The organism is Micromonospora sp. WMMD812 (assembly GCF_027497215.1).
Classification (GTDB): domain Bacteria; phylum Actinomycetota; class Actinomycetes; order Mycobacteriales; family Micromonosporaceae; genus Micromonospora.
Genome location: NZ_CP114904.1, coordinates 968,646 through 983,926, shown reverse-complemented (window position 1 = coordinate 983,926; position 15,281 = coordinate 968,646). Strand labels below are relative to the sequence as shown.

The window sequence follows — 15,281 nt, the reverse complement described above, 5'->3', positions numbered from 1 at the left end:
CGATCAGCCAGGGCGTCGGGTCGAGTCGTGCGGCGCGGCTGAGCTCGCTGCGGCCGGCGGACCCCACCGGATGATCTTCGGCTTGCCGCCGGGCGCCGTTCAGGCCACGGTCGGGGGATGCTCACTGCCACCCGGGACAGTGGGCGACGTAACGCCTTGATCACTCACCGGGAGACGAGATGGCCAACAACGGCGATCACCCCACCGTGGAGCGCCGGACCCTGCTGCAGGCCGTGCTGGCCGCGCCCGCGGCCGGCGCCGCCGCCGCGGTGCTCGGCGCCCCCGCCACCCCGGCGGCCGCCGCGGCCGGCCCGTTCGACGTCGAGAGCCCGCGCTTCGCGCTCGCCGTGCTGCCGGACACGCAGTACCTCTTCGACGAGGACAGCTCCGACCCCGAGCCGCTGAAGGCGACCTTCCGCTACCTCAACCAGGAGCGCAAGGACGCGAACATCGCGTTCATGACCCACCTCGGTGACGTCACCGAGCACGGCAGCGAGCACGAGATCGCCCTGGCCGGCGAGACGTTCCGGGCGCTCGACGGCAAGCTCCCGTACAGCGTCGTCGCCGGCAATCACGACATCCGCGGCGGCGACGACCAGCGCGGCGACAGCGTCTACCTGCGCGCGTTCGGGCCGCAGCGGTTCAGCAGGATGCCGACCTTCGGCGGCGCCTCGCCCGACGGCTACAACAGCTACCACGTGCTGCGCGCCGCCGGCCGCGACTGGCTGGTCCTGGCGCTGGACTGGCGCGTGTCGGACAAGGGCCTGGCGTGGGCGCAGAAGGTGATCGACGACCACCGTACGCTGCCGGTCATCCTCACCACCCACGACCTGGCCTGGGCCGACGACGACGGTAAGGCCCAGCTCTCGGACAACGGCCAGCGGCTCTGGGATCGGCTGATCCGCGACAACGACCAGATCTTCCTTACCCTCAACGGCCACTACTGGCCGCCCGGCCGCGCCACGCTGAAGAACGCCGCCGGCAACGACGTGCGGGTGCACATCACCAACTACCAGGACCGCTACTACGGCGGCGCGGCGATGATCCGCCTCTACCACTTCGACCTGGCCCGGAACGTCATCGACGTCGAGACCTTCTCGCCTTGGTTCCTCGCCCGGGACCCGGCGAGGCGTACGCCGCTGGAGGCCGAGACCATCGAGCTGACCGGCCCGGTCGACCGGTTCAGCATGGACGTCGACTTCGACGCCCGGTTCGCCGGGTTCGCGCCGGTGACCCCGCCCGCCTCCCGCCCCCCGGTCGCGGTGCTGCCGCGGGGGACGGTCGGATACTGGCGGTTCGACTCGTACGGGCTGGCGGCGGGCGCCGCCGGCAGTCCGGTCGCCGACGGGACCGTCGTCCGGGACCTCAGCGGGAACGGCAACGACCTGGCCGTGCAGCGGATCGGGGCGGGCGCGAGCGGGGCGCTGACCTACTCGGCCGAACACCACCCCGGCCAGCCGGCACACGCCAGCCTCCGCTTCGACGGCGGCAAGGGCCCGGACCGTGGCGCGATCCTGCGGGCCGTGGCCGACGCGCCGATCAACAGCATGAAGTTCACCAGCGGCTACAGCATCGAGGCGTTCGTCAAGCTGCCCGAGCCGTTCGAGGGCAACCACGACTGGATGGGGATCCTCAGCTGGGAGGGGCGCAGCGGCGACGCCGGCAAGACGACCGGCTGGTCGCCCCTGGAGTGCACCTGCAGCCTCAACATCTCCCCGGAGCGCTTCCTCCAGTACGTCGTCTACGCCGACAAGCAGGACGCGGACCCGACCTCGTGGAGCCACGCCCTGCCGACCGGTCGGTGGACGCACATCGCGGTGGTGAACGACGGCCGGCAGACGGTGGTCCACGTCGACGGCTCGAAGATCGCCCGCAACCCGACCCAGCCGTCGACCGGTATCGCCACCCTGGGCCGCCCGTTCGTGATCGGCGCGACGTCGTTCGACCTGAAGTACGGCCAGGGCTTCTACGGCTGGATCGGAGACGTCCGGGTCACCGCCAAGGCGCTGCGCCCGAAGGAGTTCCTCACCCCGTACGCCTGACGGTTCGATCGGCGGCTCCCACCCGGCGCGTCGGGCGGGAGCCGCTGTCGTCGCCGGGCCGGCCGCGGCCTACTCGTCCCAGCAGGCCGGCATCCCGACCTCCGGATACGCCCGCTCAGGTCTCCAGGTCGGTGGGATCGCCGATCGGCAGCCAGCGGACGCTGTCGCGCACGGCCCGCGGCGCGTTCGCGAACTCGCGTTCGATCGCGGCCCGGGGCTGCTGGAAGTGTCGCCACCCCTCGTAGTGCACCGGCACGACGGTGCGTGGCCGGACGGCCTGGCACAGCGCGACGGCGTCCCGCGCGGTCATGGTGTAGCGCACGGGTCCGGTGACCGGGAACCGGACTCCGCCGAGGTGCAGCAGCGCGAGGCCGACCGGCAGCCGGTCGGCGACCGCACGGACGCCGCCGTACAGGACGGTGTCGCCGGAGACCCACAGCGCGCCGTGCCGCTGGCCGTCCCACCGCAGCGCGAAGCCGACCACGTCGCCGACGATGGCGCGGCTCAGCGGCGGGCCGTGCCGGGCCGGGGTGGCGGTGATCTCGATCGGCGGCCGGCCCGGCGCCGCCAGCGTGGTCGAGGACCACGGGGTCAGGCCCCGGGCAGCACCGCCGAGCCGCGCCGCGCCCGACCGGGTGGTGATGACCGCTCCCGCCGACGGCAGGAGCCGGCGGCCGGCGTCGTCGAGGTTGTCGCCGTGGTGGTCGTGGGTGAGCAGGACCGCGTCGACCGGTCCGACGTCGTCGGCGGCGACGGCCGGACCGGCCAGCTTGCGCGACGACGTGCCCCAGCCGAAGGCGTACGTGCGGCCCGCGGGGTCGAAGGTGGGGTCGGTCAGCAACCGCCACTCGTTGACCTCGATGAGGGCCGTCGGTCCGCCGATGTGGGTGACGCGGACGCGGGTCATGCTCGCGCGTGCCGCAGGGCCCAGTCGAGAGCGTGGTCGGCGATCTCCTCCCAGCCCTTCTGGGCGGGAAGCAGGTGCGCGTAGCCCTCGTACTCCTTGACCTCGGTGATGGTGTCGGACTTGTAGTGCTTGGCGTTGGACTGCTGCACGGCCGGCGGCATGATGTGGTCCTCGCTGCCGGAGACGAACAGCAGCGGCGCCCGGTCGTTGTTGTGGTAGTCGACCCAGGTGTCCTGGTGGCCGGGCTGGAAGTTGGCCAGCACACCGCCCCACACGATGCCGCCGTTGGCGGGGATGTGGTAGCGCTCGTAGAGGGCCCGGGACTCCTCGTCGGTGAACGTGTTGGTGAAGGCGTACTTCCACTCGTCGAACGAGAGCCCCACCGCCTTGTGCCGGTTGGCCGGGCTCTTCAACACCGGGAACGTGGACTTCACCTGCGACAGCGGCACGACCCGTACGCCCTCGGTCGGGGCCGAGTTCAGCGCGACACCCGCGGCGCCGAGGCCGTGGTCGAGCAGGATCTGGGTGAACGCCCCGCCGGCGGAGTGCCCCATGATGATCGGCGACCTGGGCAGCTCCCGGATGACCGCCGTGAGATGGGCGACGATCTTCGGAACGGTCACCTCCATGATCGGGGTCGGGTCGGCGTTGAGGGCCTCCACCTCGACCTCGAAGCCGGGATAGGCGGGCGCGAGCACCCGGAAGCCCCGCTGCTCGTAGTAGGTGACCCAGTGCTCCCAGCTGCGCGGGGTGACCCAGAATCCGTGGACGAGAACGATCGTGTCGGGCGCGGTCATGGCGTACTCCTCAGGACGGCGAACAAGGTCCGGCACGGTGATCCCCTTGATGACCTCTGCGTGGGAACGTTAGGGGACGGAGCGCGCCGGCGACGGGGCTGTGCGTGCACTCTTCTCGGCTCTGCGTGCACACCGGGGCGGCGTACATGGGCTTTGTGCTGGACACGGCGGACCTACCACCCCGCGGCCGCGTCGAGGCGGTCGCCGCCGCGATGAGGCAGGCGTCGGCCCCGTGCCACGTCGTGCACGAGGAGCCGGGCGGCGAGGTCCGCTCCCGGCTGGAGGTCTGGGACCTGGGCGCCGCCACCGTCTTCACGACCCGATCCTCGGGCATCCGGCTGCTCCGCACGCCGCGACAGGCCAGACAGGACGTCGCGCCGGTCGTCGCGCTGTCGGTCCAGCGGGTCGCCGACGGCCGCCACGAACAACTCGGCCATCGCCAGATCGTGCGACCCGGGGCGCTGATGATGGTGGACCTGTCGGCCGCGTACGACTTCTCCTGGTCGGGCCACGGCGCCGCCGGCTGCCTCCAGATGCCCATCGACCAGATCGGACTGCCGGTCGACGTCATCCGCCGCGCCGCGCGCAACCTCCGGGCCAGTCCGCTGTACGACCTGGTGACGCGCCACGTCGCCGACCTGACGCGGGACGCCGAACGGCTCAGCGCCGACCTCGCGGCGGACACCCTCGGCGGAGCCGGCATCGAGTTGACCCGGGCCCTCCTGGCGTCCGCCGCCGGCGTCGAGCACCACGCCCGCACCGTGCTCGCCGATACCCTGCTGACCCGGGTCCGGGCGTACGTGCGCCAACACCTGGCCGATCCGGATCTGAGCCCGGTCACCATCGCGGCCGCGCACAACATCTCTCTGCGACAGCTCTACAAGGTCTGCTCCCGGGCCGACGTCAGCCTCGAACAATGGATCATCGGCGAACGGCTGCGGGGCGCACGGGAGGAGCTGCTCCGGCCGGACGGCCGCCGGCGCACGATCGCCCTGGTCGCGCAGCGCTGGGGGTTCCGGGATCCCACCCATTTCGCCCGGCGGTTCCGGAGCACGTACGGTCTCACCCCGAGTGAATGGCGGCGCGGGGCGTCGGAACGGGGTTAGTCGTCCCTTTTGCCGACGGCTTCCCACACCTGCGATTCACGTCTGGTTTGTCCCGCCGGCAAGGGCCGTCGACCGTGCTGACCGTGACCCCCGATCCCTTACCAAGCAGGCTTTTCGCAATCGGACCGCATCGGCCGTGGCGACGATTACCGTACGTTAGCGTGACCACTTTGCGTGTTACCGCCGTCACGCTCTGCGCCCTTCTGGTGCCGGCCACCGTCACGGTGGCGCCGGCAGCGGGAGTGGCGGCCGCGCCCTACGTGCGCTGCCCGAGCGTGAAGCCGCCGATGCCTCCGCCGCCCGCCGTGCCGTCTCCGCCGCCGGTCGGCGCCTCGCAGGCCGCGGTCGGCGGGGCAGCCCTGGCGACATCCGGGCTGGCGATTCCCGCGGGCGCGCCGATGGCGCCGGCGGTGACCGCCACCTCCTGGCTCGTGGCGGACCTGAACAGCGGCGAGGTCCTGGGTGGATGCGGCCCTCACGAGCACCGGACGCCGGCCAGCGTGCAGAAGTTGCTGCTGGCGGCGGCCCTGATGCCCCGGCTCGACCCGAAGCAGGTGGTCGAGGTGACGCGGGCGGACCTGCGTGACCTCGACCCGGCCAGTTCGCTGATGGGCGTGAGCGCCGGCGGCCGGTACTCGGTCGAGAGCCTGTGGTTGGGGCTGCTGCTCACGTCGGGCAACGACGCGGCCAACGTGCTGGCCCGTCTCGGAGGCGGCAACGCCGGCCGGCAGGGCGGCGTCGACGCGATGAACGACGAGGCGCGCCGGCTCCGCGCGAACCAGACCCACGCGGCGACGCCGTCCGGTCTGGACGGCCCCGGTCAGTACACCAGCGCGTACGACCTGGCGCTGATCGCGCGGGCCACGTTCGCGCGCGAGGACTTCCGGCGGTACATCGCGACGCCTGTCGCCCAGATACCCGACCGGCCGGGAACGCCCGGGTTCGCGATCAAGCACGACACCACGCTGCTGGGCCGGTATCCCGGCACGCTCGGCGGAAAGACGGGCTTCACCGACCTGGCCCGGCAGACGTACGTGGGGGTGGCCGAACGCGACGGCCGCCGGCTCGCGGTGACCCTGCTCGGCGCGGAGACCGCGCCGCTGGGCAGCCTGGGCGAGGCGACGGCCCTGCTGAACTGGGGCTTCGCGCTTCCGCCGCACGCGTCCGTCGGCGAACTCGTCGCACCCGAGGAGAAGAAGCAGGACCGCCCCGTCGTGCCCGTCAAGGGCGAGCACGCCGACGGTGACGAGGAGTCGTCACCGTTGACGGTGTTCACGTGGCTCGGTCTCGGCGCCGCCCTGGTGATCGCCGCGCTGTTCCTCTCGACGCCGTGGTGGCGCGGTGGTCGGCGGCGGGGCGCCGACCAACCGGCGATCGAGAACACCGCGCCGCCGGCCCACGACTCGTCCGCGCCGTAGCGGAAGTCGGGCGGGGCGGCGGGCGGGTGGCGCCGCCGCCCCGGGGGACGACCTACGCGGTCGGCCGGCGGGTCCGGGCGACCTGCGTGGCCGGCCGGCGAATCAGGGGCGGCCGGCGGATCAGGGGCGGCCGGTGCGGTCGAAGGCCCGGGCCAGCCCGCCCGGCGGGACCGGCGTCGGCTCGGGCCGGGCCGGGTTGGCGCCCAGGCCCAGGCCGTCCACGCCGAGCGGACGGTCCTCGGGATGGGTGACCGGCTCGGTGCTCAGGTCCGCATCCTCGGCGGCCGGCGCGGGCCACCGGCGCCACCGCCCGACGCTGGCGACGCCGACGAGCAGCAACCCGCCGAGCATGAGCGCGCCGCCGGTGCGCAGCGGCGTGGTCGGGTCGACGCTGTGGCCGGCGAGGGACACGCTCTTCGGGAAGGCGCCCACCACGCCGTCCGGGCTGACCAGCAGGGCGACGTAGCTGCCCGTGTAGACGAGCCCGGTGAGCACCGCGCCGAGCGGGGAGAACCGCAGCGTGGCGAGCAGCCCGAGCAGCAGCCCCGCGGCGGCCAGGGACACGGCGGGCCGGACGAAGTCTCCGGTGGCGAACGCTCCGGCGCTCTCCTCGTTGGCGAAGGCCTGCAGGCTCCGGTCCTGCCCGTAGGCGAGCAGCAACCACGCCAGCGGCGCGACGACGACAGCGGCGATCATGGTCCAGATGTGACGCATGCGGGACACCGTAGTCATGTCGCGGCTCCCCCGGAATCCACGAATGCAGGCCGACGGACGGAAATTAGCGAAACATAAGGAAAGAGGGCGGTTCGTGAAACGGACTGACGCGGACGAGCGCTAGATCATCGGGGGCCGGTGCAGGCGGGCCGATTCGTGGCCCGGCGGGGTGGCCGCCGCCCCCGGACCGGGGCGTGTGAGGATGCGGCGCATGCGTGCCGTGATCTTCGACGAGTTCGGCGTCCGCCCCGAGGTCCGCGATGTCCCGGACCCGGTGCCGCCGGCCGGGGGTGTGGTCATCCGGGTCGAGGCGACCGGATTGTGCCGCAGTGACTGGCACGGCTGGCAGGGGCACGATCCCGACATCCGCCCGCCGCACGTTCCCGGCCACGAGTTCGCCGGCGTCGTCGCCGCGGTCGGCGACGGGGTACGCGGCTGGCGGCCCGGTGACCGGGTCACCGCGCCCTTCGTCTGCGCGTGCGGGCGGTGCCCCGCCTGCCTGGCCGGTGAGCAGCAGGTGTGCGAACGGCAGACGCAGCCGGGCTTCACCCACTGGGGATCGTTCGCCGAGTACGTGGCGGTGCACGACGCCGACGTCAACCTCGTCCGGCTCCCCGACGACGTCGACCATCCCGCCGCGGCGGCGCTCGGCTGCCGCTTCGCCACGGCGTTCCGGGCGGTGGTCGGCCAGGGTCGGGTCGCCGCCGGCGAGTGGGTCACCGTGCACGGCTGCGGCGGCGTGGGGCTCTCCGCGGTGATGATCGCGGCGGCGTGCGGCGCCCGGGTGGTGGCGGTCGACGTCGTTCCCGGCGCGCTCGAACTCGCGCGCGCCTGCGGGGCCGCGATCTGTCTCGACGCCAGCACCCTCACCGGGCCCGGCGCGGTCGCCGCCGCCGTCCGCGAGGCGACCGGCGGAGGCGCTCACCTGTCGCTCGACGCGTTGGGCAGCCACGCCACCTGCGCCGCCTCGATCGAGAGCCTGCGGCGGCGCGGCCGGCACGTGCAGGTCGGCCTCCTCCCGGCCGCCGAGGGCCGCCCGGCCCTGCCGATGGACCTCGTGATCGCGTATGAGCTGGAGCTGCGGGGCAGCCACGGCATGGCCGCGCACTCCTACCCGAAGCTGCTCCGGCTGGTCACCGCCGGCGTGCTGCGCCCCGCCGAGCTGATCACCAGCACCATCGGCCTCGCCGAGGTGCCGGACGCCCTGTCGACGATGGACCGCCCCGGCGCCGGCGGGATGCGGCTCATCCGTCCGGTCGGCTGACGCGACGGCCCAGGCCGACGGGGCCGCCGGCGCGGACGCTGCCGAAACCGGCGCTCAGGCCGGCGCGGGCGCTCGGGCCGGCGCGGGCGCGCTCGGGCCGGCGCGGTCGCTCACGCCCATTCGCCGGCGAAGAGCGGGGCGACCGGGCGATCCCGGCGCCCGATCCGCAGGTCTCCGAAGATCGTGCTCCGCGCGGCCCGCTCGACCTCGGCGTCGAGGTCGACGCGCAGTTCCTCCGAGGCGTCGTGCGCGGCCCCGATGAGCACGATCTCGGTGCCGGCGTGGTCGAGGAATCCCGGCGGATCCAGCGGGGCGAAGCGGCGACCGTGGAACCGCCGGCGCAGCGTGCCGGGCAGCGTGACCTTCCGGGACCCGCGCAACCCCACCCCCGGCGGCGAGGGCGCCTCCGGGTTCTTCACGGTCACGATGTAGCTCGCCTCCGGCTCGATGGCCAGGTCGTGCTGCGCCGGCCCGGGTCGCAGCGGGAGCTCCAGCTCGTACGCGAGATGCGTGTGGTCGTCGTGGCGGGCGATCACGTACGCGCCCTCGGCCACGGGTCGGGCCGGGGGCTGGTCGCGTCGCCCGCTGGTCCTGGTCGCGTAGCGGCGCGCCCGCAGGGTCTCGTGCAGCTGTTCCGGGCGGTCCACCACCTCGTCGACGAACGCCCAGAAGCGGTCGTGCGCGTCGATGCCGGGCAGTCGTTTGCGCCCCACCACCAGGAGCCGCAGGTGCCGCCCGTGCCACGGGTGCATCACCACCAGCAGGCGCTGCACCTCGTCGAGGGAGCCGACGTGCCGCTCCTGCACCCGCGGTCGGTAGAGGAAGTAGATGTCCCCGTCCTCGAGCAGCTCGGCCATGGGCCCCGCGTACCCGGAAACCGCGCCGGCCAACGCCCAGCCGGCGCGGCCGTCGGCAGGTTTGCGACGCGGCGACGGGGGCAGATATTCACGCGTGAGCACGCCGACCAGGGAGGCCACGAGTCATGGCTAAGGGTGACATCGACACCTACCACCAGGATGGACAGTGGAAGAACCGTCCGGAGGGCAACGAGCGCGCCAGCAGCGTGCACGACACGAAGGCGGAGGCGCAGACCGCGGGCCGGGAGATGGCCGGCGACCGCGACGTCGAGCACGTGATCAAGAAGGAGGACGGCACGATCGGGGAGAAGAACACCTATCCCCGCAGCCGCGACCCCCGCGAGATCAAGGGCTGACCCGCCCCACCGAGCGCCCGCTGACGGGGCGGGTGGCGTCCGGAGCACCGGGCGCCACCTGCCCTCTTCTTGTCGTCGAGTCGTTCGTGGGCGGGGCGGCCGTCGTGATCAGGACAGCGACGTGACGCCGTTCCGTGCCATATTCAACGGCACGGATCGACGGCTCGACCCCCGACCGGAGTGGCCACCCCCATGACGACCGAGCGGCTCGCGTCTCCCGCACGGACCGGCGTACGCATCACGGCTGATGGCCTGGGTCAGACCGTCCGCGGCGGTCGCCGGATCCTGGACGACATCGCGCTGACGATCGAACCCGGCCAGGTGGTCGCCGTCATCGGGGCCAGCGGCGCCGGCAAGACCACCCTGCTGGAGACCCTGGCCGGCGTACGGCGTCCCGCCGCGGGCACGGTGCGGCACGACGGCGCACGTCCGGCGGGCGCGATCGGCTTCGTGCCGCAGGACGACATCATCCACCGCGAGCTGCCGCTGGGACGGACCCTGCGGCACGCGGCCCGGCTGCGCCTGCCACCCGGGACCGGGGCCGCCGAGGTGACCCGGCGGGTGGACGAGGTCCTGGCCGAGCTGGGGCTCGGTGAGCGCGTCGCCGTGCCGGTGGGCCGGCTCAGCGGCGGCGAGCGCAAGCGGGCCAGCATCGCGGTGGAGTTGCTGACCCGGCCGGGTGTCCTCCTGCTCGACGAGCCGACGTCCGGGCTCGACCCGGCGATCGCGGTGGACCTGCTGCGGGCGCTGCGGACGCTCGCCGACGCCGGGGCGACGGTCGTCCTCACCACGCACCAGATCACCGACGTGGATCGCTGCGACCGGGTCGTGGTCCTCACCCGGGACGGGCGGCTGGCGTTCGCCGGCACGCCTTCGGGCGCCCGGGAGTTCTTCGGCGTGCGGTCGCTGGCCGAGGTCTACCTGCGGCTCGACGAGGACGCGTCCGGCGGACCCGCTGCGCTCGCCCCCACCCCCGGCCCTCCGGATGACCTGGCCGCTCCCCCGCCCATCCCGGTCCGACCGGTCGGCCGGCTCCGGCAGTGGGCGGTGCTCACCAGCCGCAACGCGGAGATCGTCGTCCGGAACCGACTCACCCTGGCGATCCTCGTCGGCTCGCCGCTCCTGGTGCTCGGCATGTTCACGCTGCTCTTCCGCCCCGGCGCGTTCGACCCGGCGGATCCGAGCCCGAACGTCACCGTGATGATCCTGTTCTGGATCGCCTTCGGCGGATTCTTCTTCGGGCTCACGTACGGCCTGTTGCAGATCTGCACCGAGGTGCCGATCCTCCGGCGGGAGCGGCTGGCCGGCGTGCGGTTCGTGCCGTATCTGCTGGCCAAGGTGGCGGTGCTGCTGCCGCTGCTGGCCCTGGTGGACCTGGCCCTGCTCGGCGTGCTGCGCGGCATCGACCGGCTGCCACCGGTCGGCGGCGCCGACTTCGCCGCCCTGTACGTGACGCTGCTGCTGTCCTCGGCCGCCGCGCTCGCCCTGGGCCTGCTCTGCTCCGCGGCCGTCTCCGACGCCGCCCAGGCGACGTTGATGCTGCCGATGCTCTGCTTCCCGCAGGTCCTCTTCGTCGGCGCGATCCTGCCGGTCCCGGCGATGGCGGCGGGCGGCCGGTGGCTCAGCTACGCGATGTCGAACCGGTGGGCGTTCGAAGGGCTCGGCCACACCGCCGGCGTGGAGCGGCTGTGGCGCGACGGCGGCTCACCGCTCGGGCCGCCGCTGCTCGCCACGTACGGGGAGACGTTCTCCCGCCCGGTCTGGGGGAACTGGTTGATCCTCGGCGGGTTCCTGCTGCTCTTCCTCGGCGCGACCTGGGCCGTGCTGGTCCGCAAGGCGTCCCGTCATGCGGCCTGACGCCTCCCGCCGTCCCGCGCGCCCGGCCGGAGCGGCGCTGACGGCTGACCCGGCGTACGCCGGCACGGGCCGGATCGACGAGTTGCGGGCCACCGAGTACCGGCACCTCGACCGGGACGGCCACGTCTACCTGGACTACGCCGGCGCCGGCGTGGCCGCGCGGGCGCAGATCGTGGCCCACCACGATCGGCTGCTCACCGGCCTGTTCAGCAACCCGCACTCGGAGAACCCCACGTCGGAGGCGGCCGGTTCGCTGGTCGAGTCGGCCCGGCGCGCGGTGCTCGCCTTCTTCCGCGCCGACCCGGCCGAGTACGCGGTCGTCTTCACCCCGAACGCCAGCGGCGCGTGCCGGCTCGTGGGCGAGGCGTACGCCTTCGGCCGGGCCAGCCCGCTCGTGCTGACCTGGGACAACCACAACTCGGTCAACGGGATCCGCGAGTACGCCCGGGCGGCCGGCGCGCCGGTGCGCTATGTCCCGCTGACCGACCCCGACCTGCGGGCCGCCGAAGCCGACGTGGTCGCCGCGCTGACCGGGCGAGACGGGCTGACCGGGCGAGGCGGGCTGACCGGGTTGGCGGGTTGGACTCGACGGTGGGATGGGGCCGGCGGCCGAGGGCTCTTCGCCTACCCGGCACAGAGCAATTTCAGCGGCGTGCAGCACCCGCTGGGCTGGGTGGAGCTGGCCCAACGGCACGGCTACGACGTGCTGCTCGACGCCGCCGCGTACGCGCCGACGAACCGGCTCGACCTGAGCGTCGTCCGCCCGCAGTTCGTCTGCCTGAGCTGGTACAAGCTGTTCGGCTACCCCACCGGCGTCGGGGCGCTGCTGGCCCGGCGCGACGCGCTGGCCCGGCTGCGCCGGCCGTGGTTCGCCGGCGGCACGATCCGGGCGGTCAGCGTGCAGGGCGACTGGCACCGGTCCATGGACGACGAGTCGGGCTTCGAGGACGGCACGCTCAACTTCCTCAGCATCCCGGACGTGGAGTTCGGGGTGCGCTGGCTCGACTCGATCGGCGTTGACCTCGTCCACACCCGGGTCGGCCTGCTCACCGGTTGGCTGCTGGAGCGGCTGACCGCGCTGCGGCACCGCAACGGCAACCCGCTGGTCCAGGTGTACGGGCCACCGACGGCCGACGGTCGGGGCGGCACGGTGGCGTTCAACTTCCGTCGTCCGGACGGCTCGCTCGTCGACGAGCGGCTCGTCGCGCGCGAGTCGTCGGCGGCCGGGTTCTCCCTGCGCACCGGCTGCTTCTGCAACCCGGGCGCGGGCGAGGGCGCGTTCGGGATCACCCGGGCGGCGCTGCGGCGTACGCTCCGGCACCGCGTCGAGACGATCGACGAGTACCTGACCGCGCTGCGGCTGCCGACCGGCGGTGCGGTGCGGGTCTCCTTCGGCCTGGCCTCGAACGCGGCCGACGCGGAGCGCTTCCTGACCTTCGCCGCGTCCACGTACCTGGACCGGGACGCCGACGCCGGCACCCGGCTGGTGCCCCGGCAACGCTGCTGACCGCCCGGACGGAGGCGGGTCCCGGTGGTCGGGGCGACGGCCGAGGGTCGCGGTGGCCGCGGCCCGGCGTCAGGTCAGCGGCGACGGCGACTCGGCGCCGGGGATCAGCAGCCGAGGCTTGCCGGACCCGTCCGCCGGCACCGCCCACACGTCGGGGCGGCCGTCGCTCTGGCGCAGCGTGTACGCCAGTGTCGCGCCGTCCAGCCACGCCGCCTGGTCGTCGACGCTCGCGGTCTCGGCCGTCGCGGTGACCCGCATCGTCGCGAGGTCCAGCACCGACAGGCGCCAGCCCTTCGCCGGGTCGGCGTCGATCGCCTCCTTGAACGCGAGCCGGGTGCCGTCGGGTGACAGCGACGGGCACTCGACGTTCTCTTTCACCGTCTCGACGGTCCGGGCGGCGAAGTCACCCCGCACCAGGTACCGCTTCCCGCCGGTGGACATGGTCGCGTAGAAGAGGTTGTCGTCGACGGCGAACGTGACGCCCCAGTAGTTGACGTCGGCGTTGCGGTACGGCCGGCCGTCGCGCCGTACCGCGAACTCCTCCAGCGACATGACGGCCGTGCCGCCACGGGTGTCGAGGACTCCGGTGCGGGTCGAGAAGCCGCTGGTCGTGTAGGAGTCCCCGCCGACGAACGTCGTCCACGAGACCATGCGACCGGACGCCGAGACCCGGGCCCGGTTGGGCAGGCCGGGGATGTCGACGGCGCGCGTGGCGCCCAGCGCGCCGTCGAGCACGACGAGCTGGTACTGCCAGGGCGTCTTCGGCCCGAGGCAGACGCCGGTGCCGGCGGCGGCGTACACCCGCAGGCACTCCCTCGTCGACACGGTGCGCGGGCCGGACGGCTCGGCGGCGGCGACCGAGGAGACGTGCCGGTCGGTGATCGCCAGCAGGCGCGGCCCGGGATCCAGCGTGACCGTGCCCTCGCCGGCGGCGACCGCCGGCGAGGGTGACGACGACGGCCCGGCGGCGACGGCGTACCCGGCCGCCACGGCCCCCAGCACGACGGCGGCGGCCGTCACCACGCCGAGCTTCGCCCGGTTCGACATCGCGGTCATGAGGACACCTTCCCGGTGACGACGCGCCGGCCACGGGCCAGCAGGAGCAGGGTGACGAGCAGGATCCCGGCGACGGCCGCCGCCGCGACCCGGATCGCGGTCTGCGGGCCCCACGCCTGCCAGGCGAGCCCGAACAGGACCGACGACACGAGGTAGGCCAGCGCCTGCCCGGTCTGGACGAGCGCGATACCCGTCGTCCGCAGCCGGGGTGGCAGGACTGGCCCGGCGAGCGCGATGAGCACGCCGTCGGTGGCCGCGTAGAACAGGCCGTACAGGGCGAGCGCCAGGACCAGCAGCGGCCAGCCGCCGACCGGGCCGGCCAGCAGCAGGTAGGTCGCGCCGAGCGCCACGTACCCGCCGACCACCACCGGCAGCCGCCCGATCCGGTCGGCGAGCAGGCCGATCGGGGTGGCGAGCACCAGGTACGCCAGGCTGGTCCCGACCGCGAGCAGCGGAAACCACGTGAGACTCAGGTCCTCCCGGCGTTGCAGCAGCAGGTAGACGAAGCCGTCGCCGATGGTCGCCAGCCCGAGCAGTCCGGCGGCCAGCACGAGCCGGCGGGCCGGCCGGTCGCGCAGCAGGCCGAGCGCCTCGCGGACGGAGACCTTCCGTTCCTCCGCGTCACCGGGGCCACCAGGCCTCGGGCCGGTGGGGCGCTCCCGCACGAACAGCACGAGCACGACGACGCCGAGCGCGGCGATGCAGAAGCTCGCCACGAACACCGCGTCGTACGACTCGCCGACGGCCGCCAGGACCGCGATCGCCACCAGCGGGCCGAGGAACGCGCCGACGCTGTCCATCATGCGGTGCACCCCGAACGCCCGGCCCAGCGACTGGGGCGGCGTGGACAGGGTGATGAGCGCGTCGCGGGGCGCGCTGCGCACGCCCTTGCCGAGCCGGTCGACCGCGATCACGGCCCCGATCGCCGGCACCGAGCGGCCGGCGAGCAGCAGGCCGAGCTTGGCGACGGCGGAGAGCGCGTAGCCGACACCGGCGACCAGTTTCCGCCGCCGGAACCGGTCGGCGAGGAACCCGCCGACGACCCGCAGCAGGGCGGTCGCGCCGGTGTAGACGCCGTCGATCACCCCGAAGGCCAGCGGGCTGAGTTGCAGGCCGAGCACCAGGTAGAGCGGCAGTACCGCGGTGACCATCTCGGCCGAGACGTCGGTGATCAGGCTGACCGTGCCGAGGGCGACGACGTTGCCGCTGACCAGGGCGAGCCGGCGTCGGGTGCGGCCGGGCGCGGGACCGGGCGGTGCGGTCTCCGGTCGGGTGACGGTCGACAGGTACACGGGCATCCTCTTCGGTCGGCGGCTGGCGGTCGGTGCGTTGGCGCTCACCGCTCGGCGCCGACGGTCAGCCATCGTCCGTCCCCTCCGGACGCGGGACAACGCACCGCG

13 protein-coding genes are annotated in these 15,281 nt (G+C 73.7%); 7 read left to right on the top strand and 6 right to left on the bottom strand.

The genetic code is table 11. The annotated features are described in order from the left end of the window. Positions 1-179 precede the first annotated feature (179 nt). Positions 180-2,042, top strand: coding sequence for a LamG-like jellyroll fold domain-containing protein (locus O7603_RS04435; RefSeq protein WP_281574408.1), 1,863 nt, complete (start codon positions 180-182; stop codon positions 2,040-2,042). Between the two features lie 115 nt (positions 2,043-2,157). Here the strand turns inward: O7603_RS04435 and O7603_RS04430 are convergent, their stop codons facing one another. Beyond that, positions 2,158-2,949 carry an MBL fold metallo-hydrolase gene (locus tag O7603_RS04430; protein WP_281574407.1) on the bottom strand — a complete coding sequence of 264 codons (792 nt, stop codon included), beginning with the start codon at positions 2,947-2,949 and terminating at the stop codon, positions 2,158-2,160. Then, positions 2,946-3,746 carry an alpha/beta hydrolase gene (locus tag O7603_RS04425; protein ID WP_281574406.1) on the bottom strand — a complete coding sequence of 267 codons (801 nt, stop codon included), beginning with the start codon at positions 3,744-3,746 and terminating at the stop codon, positions 2,946-2,948. The genes O7603_RS04430 and O7603_RS04425 overlap by 4 nt, the downstream gene beginning before the upstream one ends. Before the next feature lie 104 nt (positions 3,747-3,850). On the opposite strand from O7603_RS04425, the gene O7603_RS04420 reads away from it, so the two are divergent. Both O7603_RS04420 and O7603_RS04415 read left to right on the top strand, forming a co-directional pair. Continuing rightward, positions 3,851-4,852: a helix-turn-helix domain-containing protein gene (locus O7603_RS04420; protein WP_281574405.1), complete on the top strand. Its 1,002-nt coding sequence runs from the start codon at positions 3,851-3,853 to the stop codon at positions 4,850-4,852. Positions 4,853-5,058: 206 nt separating this feature from the next. Next, positions 5,059-6,270 (top strand): serine hydrolase, encoded by a 1,212-nt coding sequence (locus tag O7603_RS04415; RefSeq protein ID WP_348651068.1) that lies wholly within the window; start codon positions 5,059-5,061, stop codon positions 6,268-6,270. Between the two features lie 120 nt (positions 6,271-6,390). Here the strand turns inward: O7603_RS04415 and O7603_RS04410 are convergent, their stop codons facing one another. Next, a complete protein-coding gene (locus tag O7603_RS04410) occupies positions 6,391-6,984 on the bottom strand; it encodes a hypothetical protein (RefSeq protein ID WP_281574404.1) in 594 nt (197 codons plus the stop codon). Between the two features lie 211 nt (positions 6,985-7,195). Between O7603_RS04410 and O7603_RS04405 the strand changes: the two genes are divergently transcribed. Continuing rightward, positions 7,196-8,248 (top strand): zinc-dependent alcohol dehydrogenase family protein, encoded by a 1,053-nt coding sequence (locus O7603_RS04405; protein WP_281574403.1) that lies wholly within the window; start codon positions 7,196-7,198, stop codon positions 8,246-8,248. A 110-nt stretch (positions 8,249-8,358) separates the two neighbouring features. On the opposite strand, the gene O7603_RS04400 is transcribed toward O7603_RS04405, so the two are convergent. Beyond that, complete coding sequence (locus tag O7603_RS04400) at positions 8,359-9,105, bottom strand: hypothetical protein (protein WP_281574402.1); 747 nt, start codon at positions 9,103-9,105, stop codon at positions 8,359-8,361. A gap of 125 nt (positions 9,106-9,230) precedes the next feature. Between O7603_RS04400 and O7603_RS04395 the strand changes: the two genes are divergently transcribed. The 3 genes from O7603_RS04395 to O7603_RS04385 all read left to right on the top strand — a co-directional run bounded on the left by O7603_RS04395 (position 9,231) and on the right by O7603_RS04385 (position 12,825). After that, a complete protein-coding gene (locus O7603_RS04395) occupies positions 9,231-9,461 on the top strand; it encodes a DUF2188 domain-containing protein (RefSeq protein ID WP_281574401.1) in 231 nt (76 codons plus the stop codon). A gap of 192 nt (positions 9,462-9,653) precedes the next feature. Further along, positions 9,654-11,318 (top strand): ATP-binding cassette domain-containing protein, encoded by a 1,665-nt coding sequence (locus tag O7603_RS04390; RefSeq protein WP_281574400.1) that lies wholly within the window; start codon positions 9,654-9,656, stop codon positions 11,316-11,318. After that, positions 11,308-12,825 carry an aminotransferase class V-fold PLP-dependent enzyme gene (locus O7603_RS04385; RefSeq protein WP_281574399.1) on the top strand — a complete coding sequence of 506 codons (1,518 nt, stop codon included), beginning with the start codon at positions 11,308-11,310 and terminating at the stop codon, positions 12,823-12,825. The genes O7603_RS04390 and O7603_RS04385 overlap by 11 nt, the downstream gene beginning before the upstream one ends. A gap of 69 nt (positions 12,826-12,894) precedes the next feature. Here O7603_RS04385 and O7603_RS04380 read toward each other — a convergent pair whose 3' ends face one another. Both O7603_RS04380 and O7603_RS04375 read right to left on the bottom strand, forming a co-directional pair. Further along, on the bottom strand, positions 12,895-13,881 hold the full coding sequence (locus tag O7603_RS04380) for a hypothetical protein (protein WP_281574398.1): 987 nt from the start codon (positions 13,879-13,881) through the stop codon (positions 12,895-12,897). Continuing rightward, the gene (locus O7603_RS04375; RefSeq protein WP_281574397.1) at positions 13,878-15,173 is read right to left on the bottom strand and encodes an MFS transporter; all 1,296 of its coding nucleotides are present in this window, start codon (positions 15,171-15,173) and stop codon (positions 13,878-13,880) included. The genes O7603_RS04380 and O7603_RS04375 overlap by 4 nt, the downstream gene beginning before the upstream one ends. Positions 15,174-15,281 lie beyond the last annotated feature (108 nt).